Origin of the sequence: Persephonella marina EX-H1 (genome assembly GCF_000021565.1) — a bacterium.
Classification (GTDB): domain Bacteria; phylum Aquificota; class Aquificia; order Aquificales; family Hydrogenothermaceae; genus Persephonella; species Persephonella marina.
This window is the reverse complement of sequence record NC_012440.1, coordinates 1,849,167-1,866,410: the sequence shown is the minus strand read 5'-3', so window position 1 is coordinate 1,866,410 and position 17,244 is coordinate 1,849,167. Positions and strand designations below refer to the sequence as shown.

The 17,244-nt window shown below is 43.0% G+C and carries 12 protein-coding genes, 6 tRNA genes and 2 rRNA genes; 12 read left to right on the top strand and 8 right to left on the bottom strand.

Annotated features, from left to right (window positions below; translation table 11 throughout):
* Position 1 precedes the first annotated feature (1 nt).
* From PERMA_RS09715 to PERMA_RS09685, 7 genes are all read right to left on the bottom strand, one after another.
* Positions 2 to 511, bottom strand: coding sequence for a lytic transglycosylase domain-containing protein (locus PERMA_RS09715; RefSeq protein ID WP_012675914.1), 510 nt, complete (start codon positions 509 to 511; stop codon positions 2 to 4).
* Positions 469 to 849 carry a rhodanese-like domain-containing protein gene (locus PERMA_RS09710; protein WP_012676801.1) on the bottom strand — a complete coding sequence of 127 codons (381 nt, stop codon included), beginning with the start codon at positions 847 to 849 and terminating at the stop codon, positions 469 to 471. The genes PERMA_RS09715 and PERMA_RS09710 overlap by 43 nt, the downstream gene beginning before the upstream one ends.
* Before the next feature lie 11 nt (positions 850 to 860).
* A complete protein-coding gene (locus PERMA_RS09705; RefSeq protein ID WP_012675922.1) occupies positions 861 to 1,115 on the bottom strand; it encodes a hypothetical protein in 255 nt (84 codons plus the stop codon).
* A gap of 1 nt (position 1,116) precedes the next feature.
* Positions 1,117 to 1,704 carry a peroxiredoxin family protein gene (locus PERMA_RS09700; protein ID WP_015898921.1) on the bottom strand — a complete coding sequence of 196 codons (588 nt, stop codon included), beginning with the start codon at positions 1,702 to 1,704 and terminating at the stop codon, positions 1,117 to 1,119.
* Positions 1,701 to 3,020 carry a tRNA (N(6)-L-threonylcarbamoyladenosine(37)-C(2))-methylthiotransferase MtaB gene (gene mtaB, locus PERMA_RS09695; protein WP_012676177.1) on the bottom strand — a complete coding sequence of 440 codons (1,320 nt, stop codon included), beginning with the start codon at positions 3,018 to 3,020 and terminating at the stop codon, positions 1,701 to 1,703. The genes PERMA_RS09700 and mtaB overlap by 4 nt, the downstream gene beginning before the upstream one ends.
* A gap of 68 nt (positions 3,021 to 3,088) precedes the next feature.
* Positions 3,089 to 4,111: an aldo/keto reductase gene (locus PERMA_RS09690; RefSeq protein WP_012676221.1), complete on the bottom strand. Its 1,023-nt coding sequence runs from the start codon at positions 4,109 to 4,111 to the stop codon at positions 3,089 to 3,091.
* A 66-nt stretch (positions 4,112 to 4,177) separates the two neighbouring features.
* Positions 4,178 to 5,215, bottom strand: coding sequence for a tetratricopeptide repeat protein (locus tag PERMA_RS09685; RefSeq protein ID WP_012675371.1), 1,038 nt, complete (start codon positions 5,213 to 5,215; stop codon positions 4,178 to 4,180).
* Between the two features lie 67 nt (positions 5,216 to 5,282).
* Between PERMA_RS09685 and PERMA_RS09680 the strand changes: the two genes are divergently transcribed.
* On the top strand, positions 5,283 to 6,482 hold the full coding sequence (locus PERMA_RS09680) for an argininosuccinate synthase (protein ID WP_012676091.1): 1,200 nt from the start codon (positions 5,283 to 5,285) through the stop codon (positions 6,480 to 6,482).
* 20 nt (positions 6,483 to 6,502) lie between these two features.
* Here PERMA_RS09680 and PERMA_RS09675 read toward each other — a convergent pair whose 3' ends face one another.
* Positions 6,503 to 7,099 (bottom strand): outer membrane protein, encoded by a 597-nt coding sequence (locus PERMA_RS09675; protein WP_015898848.1) that lies wholly within the window; start codon positions 7,097 to 7,099, stop codon positions 6,503 to 6,505.
* Positions 7,100 to 7,182: 83 nt separating this feature from the next.
* Here PERMA_RS09675 and PERMA_RS09670 point away from each other — a divergent pair, with 83 nt between their 5' ends.
* From PERMA_RS09670 to PERMA_RS09620, 11 genes are all read left to right on the top strand, one after another.
* A complete protein-coding gene (locus PERMA_RS09670) occupies positions 7,183 to 7,737 on the top strand; it encodes a hypothetical protein (protein ID WP_012676542.1) in 555 nt (184 codons plus the stop codon).
* Positions 7,738 to 7,810: 73 nt separating this feature from the next.
* Complete coding sequence (gene valS / locus PERMA_RS10890) at positions 7,811 to 11,107, top strand: valine--tRNA ligase (RefSeq protein WP_012676905.1); 3,297 nt, start codon at positions 7,811 to 7,813, stop codon at positions 11,105 to 11,107.
* A gap of 39 nt (positions 11,108 to 11,146) precedes the next feature.
* Positions 11,147 to 11,222, top strand: a tRNA-Asn gene (locus PERMA_RS09660).
* Positions 11,223 to 11,328: 106 nt separating this feature from the next.
* Positions 11,329 to 11,859, top strand: a complete 531-nt coding sequence (gene ppa / locus PERMA_RS09655) for an inorganic diphosphatase (protein WP_012675389.1) — start codon at positions 11,329 to 11,331, stop codon at positions 11,857 to 11,859.
* 40 nt (positions 11,860 to 11,899) lie between these two features.
* A tRNA-Pro gene (locus PERMA_RS09650) sits at positions 11,900 to 11,972 on the top strand.
* Between the two features lie 22 nt (positions 11,973 to 11,994).
* Positions 11,995 to 12,071, top strand: a tRNA-Arg gene (locus PERMA_RS09645).
* Between the two features lie 47 nt (positions 12,072 to 12,118).
* A tRNA-Met gene (locus PERMA_RS09640) sits at positions 12,119 to 12,195 on the top strand.
* 200 nt (positions 12,196 to 12,395) lie between these two features.
* Positions 12,396 to 13,936: ribosomal RNA gene (locus tag PERMA_RS09635) — 16S ribosomal RNA — on the top strand.
* Positions 13,937 to 14,014: 78 nt separating this feature from the next.
* A tRNA-Ile gene (locus tag PERMA_RS09630) sits at positions 14,015 to 14,088 on the top strand.
* Positions 14,089 to 14,102: 14 nt separating this feature from the next.
* A tRNA-Ala gene (locus PERMA_RS09625) sits at positions 14,103 to 14,175 on the top strand.
* A gap of 81 nt (positions 14,176 to 14,256) precedes the next feature.
* Positions 14,257 to 17,232 (top strand): 23S ribosomal RNA (locus tag PERMA_RS09620).
* Together the 16S and 23S rRNA genes with 5 tRNA genes alongside form the textbook arrangement of a ribosomal RNA operon.
* Positions 17,233 to 17,244 lie beyond the last annotated feature (12 nt).

The following is a 17,244-nucleotide window of genomic DNA, read 5'->3' as shown; positions in this document are numbered from 1 at the left end:
ATTATTTTTTCCTGATCTCTTTTAAAGCTTTAAGAACTTTTTTAGCGTATCTTTTATTCCCGTTATAACGCCATACAGCATCCCATGTCATGCCGTGTCTATCTATCAGCTCTCTCATTATCCTTGCAGATAGATCTATATTTTTACAGGGGTCTAAAAGCTCTACTGGAGAAAGTCCAAATCTTCTTATATTTTTTATATTTATCTGTGATATACCAACATCAAAGTTGTAACCTTTTTTCTCAAGGTATGTTATAAACTCTGATGCAACCTTTCTGTTTTTTATAAAAAAGCTCCTGTTTTTACCTTTCAGATTTACATTTACAGCATAGGGCTGCATACCACTTTCAACCTCTGCTATGGCTTTTAAAAGATGAATATTTACACCGTATTTTTTAGATGATACAAGAAAACATCTCTCAAACTGGTCAGCAGTAGAGATTGTGGAAAATAAAAGGAATACAGTAACTACTTCCAGCCATACTCTACCGGAAATCCTTTTGATTTCCATTCTTTTATACCGCCTTTCAGGTTGTAAACCTTTTTCAGACCCATCTGTTCAAGCATCTTGCTTGCAGTAACGCTTCTATTTCCTGATCGGCAGTAAACGAGGACATCTTTATCCCTTAATCCTGCAAGGTATATATACTGGAATAACTGGACAGGTAGAAGATTTGCTCCCTTTATATGACCGTCCTTTTCATATTCCTGAGGTGTTCTCACATCAAGTATTATCACATCCTTTCTTTTCATCAGTTCCCTGAACTTCTCCGCCGAGACATTCTCAAAAGCTGTTGAGATATTCATGTAAAACGCGAATAAGACAGCTGTCAGAATAAACCTTTTCAACTTTCCCCTCCTTAGATTATTTTTAAAGAGATTATCGTTTTTCCGTTTACAGATCTGGAAAATGCATACATCTCAACCTCTTCACCAGAGGCTGTATCAACAGCTCTTATGGAGCTTAGTCTGTTGTTCCTCAGTGATACTGTATTATCTGAAAGCTTGAATCCTTTTTCTTCAATGGCCTTAGAAAAAGCAGATGCTATATCTTCCTCGCTTTCTCTATCAATATCTATATCAAGGATCAGGTTTATATTCTGGACGTTTTCCATCCTATCCTCCAATATCCTTTATGTATTTTTCTATTATCTGGATACTTGATTTTATCCTCTCATTCTGTGTCTTATTTTCATAATCTGAGTGGTCAACATCAGGTCTTTCTTTTATCATCGTTGATTCAGGTCTCAAGATTATCCTTTTTATCTTTCCGTTTTTATCAATAAAAACTATATATGGAACATCAACCTTTGAGATGCTGTATCTTTTTATCGTCTCATTGTATGCAAGTAAAACAGGGATCTTTAAAGGAAGCATCTTTTTAAGCTGTTTTACCTCTTCAGGTGAAGATCTGCTAAGAAGAACAGCTACAAATGTTACATTTCTTCCGTATCTGTCGTAAAGAGCGTTCATCTTAGGGAGAAAGTCAAACGTTCCAGGTTTATCTCCTAAAGCGAAAAAGATTATTACAGCCGGTTTTCCCTCTTTTATGAGAGATTTTATATTAACAACTTTACCTGTCTCATCAATCCCTCTGAATGTTTTGTAATCTTTCCCTATAAGATCATCAAGCTGTTTATCTGTTATACCAAAACTGAAAGATATAAAGATCATAAATGAGATGATCAGATTTACATATCTCATACCAGTACCTCCTTTTTCAACTCAACACCTCTGTTGTCTTCCCTTTCCCTTCCTACCTCTGTAAGTCTAACAGATGTTATCTGGTTTATATCCTTTTCTGAATCAAACTTTATATGTATGTAGTTTCCTGTTATTCCTACCTTTTTTCCATCTTTTTCTGAGATTATAAGAACCTCAAGATCATTGTTCAGAAATCTTTTTCTGAACTCAATACTTTTCTTCTCTGATATTTCTCTGAGTATGGCTGTTCTCCTTTTCTTCTCCTGTGGTGGAACAAGATCACCTATTTTAGAAGCTGTTGTTCCTTTTCTCTCTGAGTATGTGAAAACATGTATGTATGCAAATGGGATATCTTCTATATTCTTCAGACTGTTTTCAAATGATTTCTCGTCCTCTGTTGGAAATCCTGTTATGATATCCGTTCCTATAGCTGTCTCAGGTCTTCTTTTGATTATACTTTCAACCTTTTCTATGTACTCTTTTACTGTGTAATCCCTTTTCATATCTTTCAGAACCTTATCATCTGCTGACTGTATAGAGAGATGGAAGTGAGGGGCTATCTTTTCCTCAGATGTTATAAGATCTATAAGTTTATCATCAAGCTCATTTATCCCCATAGATGAAAGTCTTACTCTGTAAAGATCCTTTATTTTTACTATATCTTTTAGAAGGCTGTACAGATCTTCCCCATTATCGTATCCAAACTGTGAAAGCTGTGTTCCTGTCAGAACGATCTCTTTAAACCCTCTTTCAACAAGTATACTTATCTGTTTTACAACCTCTTCTGTTTTTGCACTTCTGACCTTCCCCCTTGCAAATGGGATTATACAGAATGAACAGAAGCTGTTGCATCCTTCCTGAACTTTAAGTATAGGTCTTGATCCTTCATAAAATGTTGAAATCTGGAATGTTTTAAACTCATTCTGTCTGAATATATTGTCTATAAAAACCTTATCCTGTCTTCTCTCATTTATGAAGTTTTCCACTATCTCAAAAACAGCATCTTTATGTGAATTTCCTATAACAAGATCTATCTCTTCCATCTGGGCGAGTTTATCTGGACTTACCTGGGCGTAACATCCTGTCACAACAACAACAGCATCAGGATTTCTTCTCTTTGCCTGTCTTATAGTCTTTCTTGATGTCCTGTCAGCATCATTTGTTACTGTGCATGTGTTTATAACGTATATATCAGCTTTATCCCTGAAATCTGTCAGAGTATACCCTTCTCTTTCAAACTTTTCCTCTATAGCAGAGGTCTCAAACTGGTTCATCCTGCATCCTAAAGTTGAAAATGCTACTTTAAGTTTTCTCATCTTCTCCGGATTTATTTTTTGTTGTAAATACAATATTATCAAAAATTAGAATATGCAAATGATAATAATCAGTAACCTCTCTCTTTAATCATACTATCTATCTCTTCAGGTTTTAAATGTGGAATTTCCTGTATCTCAAGATTTTCAATAAGATGCTCCTTTCTGCTCATACCTATCAGAACAGTTCCAACGCCTTCTGTACTTCTCACAAACTGTATAGGTATATGTGAGAACTTTTTTACCCTGAATCTCTCCAGTATCTGTTGATGAACAGGTCTTACAAGTCTTCTCTGCATCAAAGGTGAGCTTATATATGTGTAAAGGCCTAAACGCTTTGAAGCCTCAAATGTTGTTAGAGATTTCCCGTTTATTCTCTGGTTTTTAAGTGTGTAAGCCTCTATCATCGCTATGTTATATGGAAGCTGTATAAATCTGAAATGGTGGTTTTCCCCACCAACCTCTCTTGCTATATCAAAGATCTTTTTCAGGTCTATATGCTGTTGATGATCCTCTGGAACTCTAAGTCCGTTCCATGTTGCAAGACCGTAGTATTTCAGCTTTCCTTCATGAACCTTCCCTTCAAGAAGTCTGAAAACGGTCCATATTTTTTTATAGAATGTATCCCTGTTGAACTTTAAAAGCTGATCCTCAGGATTGTGAAGAAAGTATACATCAATATACTCTGTGTTTAGATTCTCAAGACTTTTTTCAAATGACCAGTCTATAAATCTTGGAGTGATTATATTTCCTGTTTCTGTGATCTCCTTTGGTGAGACTATCTCCTTCTGGACAAACTCCCTTTTAAACCACTGTGTAGGATCTTCATCTATGTAGTAAGGGACAGGTATGTATCCTCCTTTTGTTGATATTACCACCTTTTCTCTATTTATATTTTTTAGAACATCCCCTATTACCTTCTCACTTCTCATATTCCTGTAGTTTATAGCTGTGTCTATAACATTTATCCCTTTCTGTATCCCTTCTGTTATAGTTTCGTAGTATCTTATGTCAGTATCCTGATCAGATGCCCCAAGATACGTTCCTATACCGATCTCTGAAAGCCTGTAATCAAGAAACTCTTTATAAAGCATAACTTTCTCCTTTTTAATAGAGAATAGAATAAGAGATCATCAAGATGAATGATATACAACATAAAACTATACAATCCCTTTAAGATCAGGATCTGTTTTTGCGTAATCTTTCAGTGATGGATCAATTGAAAAGGATTCTTTCAGCAATTTTAAAGCCTTTTCCTTATCACCTTTTGATGCATAAAGGCATGCTTTGTTGTAAAGGGATAGAGCCTTGAGATCAGGATTTATCTGTTCTGCTTTTTCATATGCCTTTAATGCCTCATCATATCTTCCAAGCTCCTTTAATGCTATTCCCATATCCATGTAACATTCTGCTGATCTTTTATCTATCTTTAGGGCTTTTTTGAATGCTTTTACCGCTTTTTCATAATCTCCCATATCAAGATATGTATTTCCAAGGTTCTGCCAGCCTAAAAAGAACAATGGATTTATCTCTACAGCTTTTTTATAACACTCAACAGCCTTTTTGTAATCCTTCATATCGTAATAAACATTTCCGAGATTGTTGTAGTAGTTTTCATTTTCTGGATTGATCTCTATCGCCTTTTTGTAGCAGTTTACAGCCTTTTGCAGGTCACCTTTTATCCTGTAAACGATACCAAGGTTGTAGTAGTAATCAGGATCTTCAGGGTTTAAAGCTATAGCTCTGTTATAATTTTTTACAGCTTCATCATAATCTCCCATCTTTTTGAAAGCCAGACCTCTGTTGTAGTAGGCTACAGCAAGATCAGGTTTTATCTCTATAGCTTTTGTGTAACACTTAATAGCCTTTTCAGGATCTCCTTTCAGAAAGTAAGCATAACCGAGATCATTAAAGTATTCAGCCTTTTTTCCTTTCTCAACAGCCTTTTTAAGATACTTTACAGCTTTCTCAGGATTTCCTTCCTCTAGGTATATACTTCCAAGGTAGTAGTAACTCTCAGGGTTGTTTTTATCCAGATTTATATACTTTTTCAAAAGCTCCTTAGCTTTTATATTGTTTCCTGTGTGAAAATGTATCACAGCTTTATAAAGTATGTTCTCTGGATAGGGGTAGCTTTCAGCCTTTTTGAAAGCCTGAGGAATGTCTCCCTTTTCTATTAATCTCAGTATCTCTTCCATAAATACCTCTTTATAAAGTGAAATCCTGATATAATTATATCTTCCATTACACTGAGGAGGTAAATTGTTGAAAAAGAGAGTTGTTTTGGCTTATTCAGGTGGTCTTGACACTTCTGTTATTGTCAGATGGCTTACAGATAAAGGCTTTGAGGTGATAACATACACAGCTGATGTAGGACAGGGTGAGGAGCTTGATGAGATAGAGGAAAAGGCGAAGGCATCAGGAGCTGTAGAGGCGATAATAGATGATATAAAGGAGGAGTTTGCAAGGGAGTACTGTATGCCCCTTATGAGATCGGGAGCACTTTATGAAGGAAGATACACTCTCCTTTCAGCTCTTTCAAGACCACTGATCTCTAAAAAACTTGTTGAGCTTGCACACAGGTATGATGCCCATTATGTGGCTCACGGCTCAACAGGAAAAGGTAACGATCAGGTAAGGTTTGAGTCTTCTGTGTGGGCCCTTGATCCTGATATTGAAGTTCTTGCCCCTGTAAGGGATTGGGAGTTTAAATCAAGGGAAGAAGAGATAGAGTACGCATTAAAACACGGCATTCCTGTAAAGGCAACAAAAGAGAAGCCTTACTCCTACGATAGAAATCTGTGGGGTGTTGCAATAGAAGCCGGTCCCCTTGAGGATATATGGGCAGAACCACCAGAGGATGCTTTTGAGATAACTGTAAATCCTGAGAATGCACCTGACAGTCCAGAATATCTTGAGATCCAGTTTGAGAAAGGGGTTCCTGTAGCCATAAATGGGAAGAGATACGATCAGCTGTGGAAGCTTATATGGGATCTTAATGAGATAGCTGGAAAACACGGCGTTGGAAGAATAGATATGGTAGAGAACAGGCTTGTTGGGATAAAGTCAAGGGAGGTTTATGAGTCACCGGCGGGAATTATACTGATAAAAGCGTATGATGAGATAGAGAGTCTCGTTTTAGACAGATTTACATACCATTACAAACTGACACATATATCACAGCCTTATGCTGATCTTGTTTACAACGGTCTGTGGTTCTCAAAACTTAGAGAGGCTCTTGATGCTTTTACATCTGAGATAGCACAGCTTGTAAATGGAACTGTGAGATTCAAGCTTTACAAAGGAAATGCACAGATAGTTGGCAGAAAATCACCAAACGGTCTTTACTTTGAGACACTTGCAACGTACAGTCCTGAGGATGAGTTTGACCATAAAGCTGGGGAGATGTTCACGAAGATATGGGGACTTCCACTTAAGGTTTTTGCGAAAGCAAACAAGAGATAAAAGGGGGCTTATGCCCCTTATTATTTAAATCTTATAAAAATATTTGCAAGTATAAAGCTCTGATTATCAAATGTGTAATCTGTAGAGTCATCGTTGTAAACCTTATATTTGTATTCAGCACCTAATCCCAACATCTTTGTTATCATAAACTGGAAACCTGCAAAGCCCTGAAACCCTAAATATGTCTCCTCGTCAGATGTGAGAGTTCCTCCTGATTCAAGTGTGTAATCCACAGCAAATCTGTTCATAGATATGCCACCGCCGGCATAAATCATAAAAGCCCTTGTAAGAAATGCTTTCCCTTTACCATTTATCTCAAAACCTGTGTAAGTGAATTTCTCTTCAGCATAACCATGACCGTAAAGATAAACATAATCTATAGTTTTATAAGCGTAATCAATCTGGAAAGATGGCGAAAATGCTGTCGTGTCAGACAAAGGAATATCATAATCAAAATAGATAGATCCTGTTAGTGTAAAGTTGATATCCTTACTCTCACCTGTTGCTACGGAAGAGTAAGAAAGCGTTGAATAGCCTAATTTAAGTCCTATCTCTGATCCGTAAGATAAAAAGACTGTAAAAACTGTGATTAAAAAGGCAGATAAATATCTCCCCATGGCTAAACCTCCTTTTTTATATACCGAAAATTAAACCATAAACGGACTTGAAAATTAAAATTTTTGAAAAAGAATTTATAAGTATGGGACAGAATGAGCTTGATTTTTTAAAGAGACATCTGAAGGAAACACTTAAAGAGTTTTCAGAAAAAGAGAAGATATCCATATCAATCCAGATAATATCTTATATTTCAGGTGTTCTGGCAGAGTATTACAGATCAATACCGAGATATCTTATTGATGTTAAAGAGACGGATACTTTCAGACTTTACAAGGCAAGGGGAGATGTCTCCCTTATACTTGTTGGATTTTTCACAGAATGGATAAACAGACAGAATAGACCTCTAAAAGAAGAAGACTACATAAATGCAGGCAAGCTTAACTACTGGAAAGCTTACTACTACCTTGATAAAAAATATGGAGATATTATTAAGGCTGAAAAGGAGAAGGATTATTTCTCAATGCTTAATGATGCACTGCTTTTTATAGATCTTTTTAAAGATATAAGTGAGAACTTTGAGATTTACACAGATCTTCTTAAAAGATACAGATTAGAGTCTGAGAGTCTGAGTAAATTCCTTGATAGCTTCAGTTCGTCAAGAGTTATGGCGTTTGAAAAGATTTTCAAAAATAAATAAAATCTGCTGAAAAAATAAAAACAGAACATAAGTTATAATATAAATCCAAAACTTTGATACCAGGAGGAAAAAATTGCCACTTGGAGAGTATAAACCTTCAGAGATAGAAAATAGATGGTATAAAGAATGGTTAAAATCAGCTATATTTACCGCAGACAGTTCCTCAGATAAACCTTACTTTTCAGTTGTTATGCCACCTCCAAACGTGACAGGAAGCCTTCATATAGGCCATGCACTTAACATGACACTCCAGGATATAACTGTAAGATACAAAAGGATGAAAGGTTTTAACACTCTATGGCTTCCAGGTTTTGATCACGCAGGTATAGCAACACAGTGGGTTGTAACAAGACAGCTTGAGGCAGAGGGAATAAACAAGTTTGATTTAGGAAGAGAAAAGTTTATTGAAAAGGTGTGGGAATGGGTTCCAAAGGCCAGGGATACTATAAAGAAGCAGATAGAGAGCCTTGGAGCTTCCTGTGACTGGACAAGACAGAGGTTTACACTTGATGAAGGCTTTGCGAGAGCTGTAAGAGAAGCTTTTTTCAGACTTTATAGGGAAGGACTTATTTTTAAAGCTCCATACATAGTTAACTGGGATCCTAAAGACAGAACAGCCATATCAGATCTTGAGGTTGAGTACAAAGAGGAAAGAGGAAATCTCTGGTATATAAGATATCCTGTTGTTGATCAGGAAGGAAATGAGACAGGAGAGTTTATAACTGTTGCAACAACAAGACCTGAGACTATGCTTGGTGATACAGCTGTTGCTGTAAATCCTGAAGATGAAAGATATAAAGATCTCATAGGTAAGAGAGTTAGACTGCCTCTCGCCCCGGAAAAAAGAACCACATGGGATGGAGAGAAAGAAGTTTCAAACCTTATACCAGTTATAGCTGATGATTATGTAGATCCTGAGTTTGGAACAGGTGCTGTTAAGATAACACCTGCCCACGATCCTAACGACTTTGAGGTTGGACAGAGACATGGTCTTCCGATGGTTATAGTTATGGATGAGTCAGCTGTTATGAACGAAAACGCAGGAAAGTATAAAGGTCTTGATAGATATGAGGCAAGAAAAAGGATTGTAGAGGATCTGAAAGAGTCAGGTCTTTTAGAGAAAGTTGAGGAGATTGTTCACAATGTAGGTCATTCGCAGAGATCAGGAGCTGTTGTAGAGCCTTACCTTTCAGTTCAGTGGTTTGTTAACACGAAAAAACTCGCAAAGGAAGCTATAGATGTAGTTGAAAAGGGAGATATCAGATATATACCTGAGAACTGGAAAAAGACTTACCTTAACTGGATGTACGATATAAGGGACTGGTGTATTTCAAGACAGATCTGGTGGGGACACAGAATACCTGTATGGCAGTGTAAGAGCTGTGAGCATATAAATGTTTTCAGTGATCAGATGTATAATACGCTTCCAGAAAAAGTTATATTCAATGTATTCGGTGACACGAGAATACCTCAGGTATTTTCCATTAAGGATCTGACAGACTATCTTTATGGAAAGAATTTTAATCATCCTGATAAAACAAACCTTCAGTTCTATGAGAAGGTGGTTTTCGGTAAAGAGATACCAGAGCTTTCAGATAAACAGAAATTAAAGAAATTCTTAGATGAACATTATAAAAAAGTTCCTATACTTGATGAATCAATACTTTTAAGGGAAAGAAAAGACAATATTATAGGTTTTGTTCCACATGCTATCTTTTATATGCATGAGAATGGTTATATAGACAAAACATTTACAGCAAAGGATGTTGTAGATGCTTATAAAAGGCATAAAGAAGAGATAAAGTATGTTTTTAATATTGTTTTAGACGGTTTAAAAAGGGAAGAGATACTTTTAGATGAGGAAAAACTGAATCAATGGCTGATAGATCATGCTTATGGTAACTGCAAACAGGGAAGGATATTCTTTACAGAGACAAATAACACATTTAATATCATTGAGGATATTATCAGGGAAAATGAGTATTATATTGAGCTTAGATGTGAAAAATGTGGAAGTCATAACCTTAAGCAGGAAGATGATGTTTTAGATACATGGTTTTCATCAGCTTTATGGCCTTTTGGAACACTTGGATGGCCTGAGGATCTTAAGGATCTGAAATCTTTTTATCCAACATCTCTTCTTATAACAGGATTTGACATTATATTCTTCTGGGTGGCCCGTATGATAATGATGGGTATGCATTTTATGAAGGAAAAACCTTTCAGTGATGTTTATATACACGCTCTTGTAAGGGATGAAAAAGGGGAGAAGATGTCAAAAACAAAAGGGAATGTTATAGATCCCCTTGATATGATAGAAAAGTACGGAGCAGACTCCCTCAGATTTACACTGGCAGCATTAGCCGCACAGGGAAGGGATATAAGACTTTCTGAAAAAAGAATAGAGGGATACAAACATTTTGCAAATAAGATATGGAACGCATCAAAATTTGTTTTAACAAATCTTGAGAAGTACATGGTAAACAGCAATATAATAAATGAGGTGAAGACACTTTCATTATCATATGAAGATAGATGGATTCTTACGCTTCTTCAGGAAACTATAGATAAAGCAACAAAAGCCCTTGAGGATTACAGGTATAATGATTATGCAAACATACTTTATGACTTCTTCTGGCATGAGTACTGTGACTGGTATTTAGAGTTTACAAAGGAAAGAATATACAAAGGAACAGATCAGGAGAAGAAAACGGCTCTCTCAGTTCTTGTTTATGTTCTGGATAAAACACTCAGAATGCTTCATCCAGTAATGCCGTTTTTAACGGAAGAGATATGGCAGAAACTTCCATATAAGGACAGTAAGTTCTTACCTGTTGCAAAATATCCTGAGTACTCAGAGGATCTATATTTTGAGAATGAGAAAAGATTAATTGAGGATCTGAAAGAGCTGATAGTTTCCATAAGAAATGTTAGAGCTGATTTTGGAATAGAGCCTTCAAGAAAGCTTAACGTTTATATAAAACCAGGGGATTTTGAGTTTGAAAGCCTTATACATGCATTAGAACCTTCTATTAAACTACTTGCAAAAATAGATGAACTTACTGTATCACAGACACTGGAAAGACCACCAAACACGATTGTTGCAGTGTCTAAGAGGGCAGAAAGCTATATAGATATATCTGGAACTATAGACATTGATAAAGAGATAGAAAGACAGGAAAAAATATTGAAAGATCTTGAAAGGTCTATATCTATATCAGAGAAGAAGCTTTCAAATGAGAACTTTGTTAAAAAAGCTCCAGCTCATGTTGTTGAAAAAGAAAGAAAGCTATATGAAGAACTGAAACAGAAAGCTGAAAAGGTAAAACAGATAATAGAGAATCTAAAAGAAGTGACAGAAGCATCTTGACATTATGATACTTGGTTGATATATTATTTATTCCAGCGTTCCGGAGTAGCTCAGCTGGCAGAGCAGGCGGCTGTTAACCGCCGGGTCGGGGGTTCGAATCCCTCCTCCGGAGCCATTTCAAATCTAAATCACCATCACTGTCTGAACCTTAAAAATCAAAAATCACGGAAATTTAAGGCTTTAAATCTGTTATAATTTAATAAAAAAAGTGAGGTTAGGAAATGGATATATCAAAGATACCAGCAGGGAAAAACCCACCTGAGGATATTTATGTTGTTGTAGAAATACCGCAGGGTAGTGGAATAAAGTACGAAGTTGATAAGGATAGCGGAGCAGTTTTTGTTGACAGATTTTTATACACAGCTATGTACTATCCGTTCAATTACGGATTTATACCAAACACATTAGCAGAAGATGGAGATCCTACAGATGTTCTTGTTATTTCTTCAGAGCCAGTGGCTCCTGGAAGTGTTATAAGAAGCAGACCTATCGGTATGCTTGAGATGGAAGATGAGGAAGGTATAGATACGAAGATTATAGCTGTTCCTGTATCAAAGCTTGATAAAACATTTGATAATGTGAAGGAAGTTACTGATCTTCCAGAGGCAACACTTAATAAGATAAAACATTTCTTTGAACATTATAAAGAGCTTGAACCTGGAAAATGGGTTAAGGTCAAATCATTTAAAGACTCAAAAACAGCCATGGAAGATATACAAAAATCAATAGAGAGATTTAGCCAAAAGTCTTGACAACAGCTGACAGATTTATTATATTATTCATCTGTCTTTTCGGAGTGTAGCTCAGGTGGCAGAGCACGTGCCTTGGGAGCACGGGGTCGCAGGTTCAAGTCCTGCCACTCCGACTTTAAAGCTGAATAGGTTGGAGGGCCCGTAGCTCAGCTGGATAGAGCAACGGACTTCTAATCCGTAGGTCGCAGGTTCGAATCCTGCCGGGCCCACCATTAGGTTGACAAAAGTTTAAACTGATATATAATGTTGTTCTGCTTGACGCGGGGTGGAGCAGCCTGGTAGCTCGCCGGGCTCATAACCCGGAGGTCGAGGGTTCGAATCCCTCCCCCGCAACCAAAACTTGACAACAGAATTTAGTTGTTATAAATTGATTAACCCTGACAAAGGCTACATGGAAAGAAAAAAGGGTTGACAGACGATAAAAGAACTGTTAAACTGAGTGTCTGTCAATAAATGACAGAAGCTTTAAGCGGCTGAGGTAAAGGCGCTTAGGCTACATGGCAGATGAATAGGGGAGCCAGATGTGCGTAAGGAATTGAGTGGAGAGTTTGATCCTGGCTCAGCGCGAACGTTGGCGGCGCGCCTAACACATGCAAGTCGTGGGGCAGCAGGCCACTTCTTCGGGAGTGGTGCTGGCGACCGGCGAACGGGTGAGTAACACGTAGCTGACCTACCCCAGGGATGGGGATAACCCTCCGAAAGGGGGGCTAATACCCAATAACGAGCCCTGTATAATGATGGGGTTCCAAAGGCCTACGGGCGCCCTGGGATGGGGCTGCGTCCCATCAGCTAGTTGGTGAGGTAACGGCTCACCAAGGCTACGACGGGTAGCCGGCCTGAGAGGGTGGCCGGCCACAGTGGGACTGAGACACGGCCCGCACCCCTACGGGGGGCAGCAGTGGGGAATATTGGGCAATGGCCGAAAGGCTGACCCAGCGACGCCGCGTGGTGGAAGAAGCCCTTCGGGGTGTAAACACCTGTCAGGGGGGAAGATGATGACGGTACCCCCAGAGGAAGGGACGGCTAACTACGTGCCAGCAGCCGCGGTAATACGTAGGTCCCGAACGTTGCGCGAAATTACTGGGCGTAAAGGGTCCGTAGGCGGTCTGGTAAGTGGAAGGTGAAAGCCCACGGCTCAACCGTGGAATTGCCTTCCAAACTGCTGGACTTGAGGGCGGAAGAGGTCGGCGGAATTCCCGGTGTAGCGGTGAAATGCGTAGATATCGGGAGGAACACCGGTGGCGAAGGCGGCCGACTGGGACGCACCTGACGCTGAGGGACGAAAGCCAGGGGAGCGAACCGGATTAGATACCCGGGTAGTCCTGGCCGTAAACGATGGGTGCTAGATGTGGGCGGGGATATCCCGTCCGTGTCGTAAGCTAACGCGTTAAGCACCCCGCCTGGGGAGTACGGGCGCAAGCCTGAAACTCAAAGGAATTGACGGGGACCCGCACAACCGGTGGAGCGTCTGGTTTAATTCGATGCTAACCGAAAAACCTCACCAGGGCTTGACATGCGGTGTGTCGTGCCCGAAAGGGTGCTAGGTTACTCTTCGGAGTAACCGCGCCGCACAGGTGGTGCATGGCCGTCGTCAGCTCGTGTCGTGAGATGTTGGGTTAAGTCCCGCAACGAGCGCAACCCTTGCCCTGTGTTACCAGCGGGTGAAGCCGGGTACTCACAGGGGACTGCCGGCGATAAGTCGGAGGAAGGAGGGGATGACGTCAGGTCAGTATGCCCTTTATGCCCTGGGCTACACAGGCGCTACAGTGGCAGGGACAAAGGGAAGCGAAGCCGCAAGGTGGAGCAAATCCCAAAAACCCTGTCGTGGTGCGGATTGGGGGTTGCAACTCACCCCCATGAAGGCGGAATCGGTAGTAATGGCGAATCAGCAATGTCGCCGTGAATACGTTCCCGGGTCTTGTACACACCGCCCGTCACGCCACGGGAGTTGGGTCCATCGGAAGTCCCCGGGCTAACCGTCTTCGGACGGAGGCAGGGGCCGATGATGGGCCTGGCGACTGGGGCGAAGTCGTAACAAGGTAGCCGTAGGGGAACCTGCGGCTGGATCACCTCCTTTATAAGGGAAAAAAGTTAGGGAAGATGATATATAGCACATCTGGCTCTCCTGTTGAGCTGCCATGTAGCGGCGACCTAGGGGCCTTTAGCTCAGACGGTTAGAGCGTACCCCTGATAAGGGTAAGGTCGGTGGTTCGATTCCACCAAGGCCCACTTGCCTTTATGATGGGGACGTAGCTCAGCTGGGAGAGCATCTGCTTTGCACGCAGAAGGTCAGGGGTTCGAATCCCCTCGTCTCCACTAAGAGAAGCTACATGGCGAAGAAGGTTACATGGCAATAGAATAAGGGGTAAGAAAGAGGTCAATTAAGAAGTAAGAAAAGGCCAAGCTGCTAAGGGTCCATGGTGGATGCCTCGGCAGCCAGAAGGGATGAAGGGCGTGGCAAGCTGCGAAAAGCCACGGGGAGCCGCAAGCAGGCGATGATCCGTGGATTCCCGAATGGGGAAACCCGGCGGGAGAAATCCCGTCACACCCGAAAGGGTGACCGAACCGGGCGAAGTAAAACCTTTTAGTAGCCCGAGGAAAAGAAACCGAAAGGGATTCCCTGAGTAGCGGCGAGCGAAAGGGGAGGAGCCTAAACCGGTGTGGTGCCATGGCGGCAGCCTTAGCCACACCGGGGTAGCGGGACATACCCGGAGGGGACTGCCGGCCCCTCGGGGAGTTACAAAATCAGGTGGTAGCAGAAGCAGTTGGGAAACTGCGCCACAGAGGGTGAGAGCCCCGTATGCGAAACCACCTGATCTCCCTGGGGTATGATCCCAAGTACCACCGCCCCCGTGAAAGGTGGTGGGAATCAGCCCGGACCACCGGGTAAGGCTAAATATTCCTGGCTGACCGATAGCGCATAGTACCGCGAGGGAACGGTGAAAAGAACCCCGGGAGGGGAGTGAAATAGAACCTGAAACCATGGACCTACAAGCCAGTGGGAGGGCTATGACCTTCGGGTCAAGCCTGACTGCGTGCCTCTTGGAAAATGAGCCAGGGAGTTGTGGCATGCGGCGAGGTTAAGCCGTGGAGGCGAAGCCGTAGGGAAACCGAGTCCGAATAGGGCGATAAAGTCGCATGCTGCAGACGCGAAGCGGAACGATCTATCCATGCCCAGGGTGAAGGACGGGTAACACCGTCTGGAGGCCCGAACCAATCGGTGCTGCAAAACCGTTGGATGAGGTGTGGATAGGGGTGAAAAGCCAATCGCGTTCCGTGATAGCTCGTTCTCCCCGAAATGCATCGACGTGCAGCGTCGCTCGTTCCTTCCCGGAGGTAGAGATACTGATTGGGCTAGGGCCCCGAAAGGGGTACCGAACCCAACCAAACTCCGAATGCCGGGAAAGGTAGAGCGGCAGTGAGTCCACGAGGGATCAGCTCCGTGGACGAGAGGGAAACAACCCAGATCGCCAGCTAAGGTCCCCAAGTGCACGCTAAGTGGGGAAGGAGGTAGAGCTCCTAAGACAGCGAGGAGGTTGGCTTAGAGGCAGCCATCCTTTAAAGAGTGCGTAACAGCTCACTCGTCGAGGGGCTCTGCGCCGAAAATTTAACGGGGCTTAAGCGTGCCACCGAAGCTGCGGGCTTACCCAATAGGGTAAGCGGTAGGGGAGCGTACCCAGCGGGGAGAAGTCCTACCGTAAGGAGGGATGGACTGCTGGGTAGTGAGAATCCTGGCATGAGTAGCAGCGAAGACAGGTTAGAAACCTGTCCGCCGGAAGCCCAAGGTTTCCGATCCAATGTAAATCAGGGTCGGGTTAGCCGGTACCCTAAGGTGAGGGCGAAAGCCGTAGCCGATGGGAAGCAGGTTAATATTCCTGCGCCAGCTGTGTGGAGGCCGGGGCGTGACGCAGAAGGATAGCCTCCGGGAAGCTATGGATTGCTTCCTCTAAGCGCTTAGGGTGAGGGATAGGCAAATCCGTCCCTCGTAAAGCCTGAGGCGTGATGGGGAGGGGAGGCTTAGACCTCCCCAACGGGGGTGACTCCAGGCTGCCAAGAAATAACGTCACGGTCGATGAAGCACAGCTGACCGTACCGTAAACCGACACAGGTGGGCTGGGTTAGTAGCCTAAGGCGGTCGGGGTAACTCTCCTCAAGGAACTCGGCAAATTGACCCCGTAACTTCGGGATAAGGGGTGCCCGCACGCCGTGCCGTTTAGGTGCGGAAGCGGGTCGCAGAAACCAGGTGGGGGCGACTGTTTACCAAAAACACAGCACTGCGCAAACTCGAAAGAGGACGTATGCGGTGTGAAACCTGCCCAGTGCCCGTAGGTTAAGGGGAGCGGTGCAAGCCGCGAACCGAAGCCCGGGTAAACGGCGGCCGTAACTATAACGGTCCTATGGTAGCGAAATTCCTTGTCGGGTAAGTTCCGACCTGCATGAATGGTCCAACGATCCCCACGCTGTCTCGAGGAGAGTCCCGGCGAAATTGTAGTGTCGGTCAAGATGCCGACTACCCGCGGCAGGACGGAAAGACCCCGTGAAGCTTTACTGTACCCTGGCATTGATTGCTTGCGTGTCATGCGCAGGATAGGTGGGAGGCTGGGAAGGGCACCTTTCGGGGTGCCTGGAGCCGCCGGTGAGATACCACCCTTGACACGTGGGTAATCTAACCGAGCTGTGTTATCCACAGCCGGGACAGTGTCAGGCGGGCAGTTTGACTGGGGCGGTCGCCTCCTAAAGGGTAACGGAGGCGCCCAAAGGTACCCTCAGGTGGGTCGGAAATCCACCGTTAGAGTGCAAAGGCATAAGGGTGCCTGACTGTGAGACCGACAGGTCGAGCAGGCGCGAAAGCGGGGCTTAGTGACCCACACGTTCCGCGTGGAAGGGCGTGTGATCAGCGGATAAAAGCTACTCCGGGGATAACAGGCTAATCCCGCCCGAGAGCCCACATCGACGGCGGGGTTTGGCACCTCGATGTCGGCTCGCCGCATCCTGGGGCTGTAGCCGGTCCCAAGGGTTGGGCTGTTCGCCCATTAAAGCGGCACGCGAGCTGGGTTCAGAACGTCGTGAGACAGTTCGGTCCCTATCCGCCGCGGGCGCAGGAGTCTTGAGAGGGGCCACTCCTAGTACGAGAGGACCGGAGTGGGGCAGGCTCTGGTGTACCGGTTGTTCTCCAAGAGCAGCGCCGGGTAGCCACCCTGCTACGGGATAAGCGCTGAAAGCATCTAAGCGTGAAGCCCACCTCAAGATAAGGACTCCCGCACCGAAAGGTGCCTGAAGGGCCCTGGGAGACTACCAGGTTGATAGGCTGCAGGTGGAAGCTCAGCGATGGGTGGAGCCGAGCAGTACTAATCGCCCGTGAGGCTTGGCCTCTTACTTCTTAAT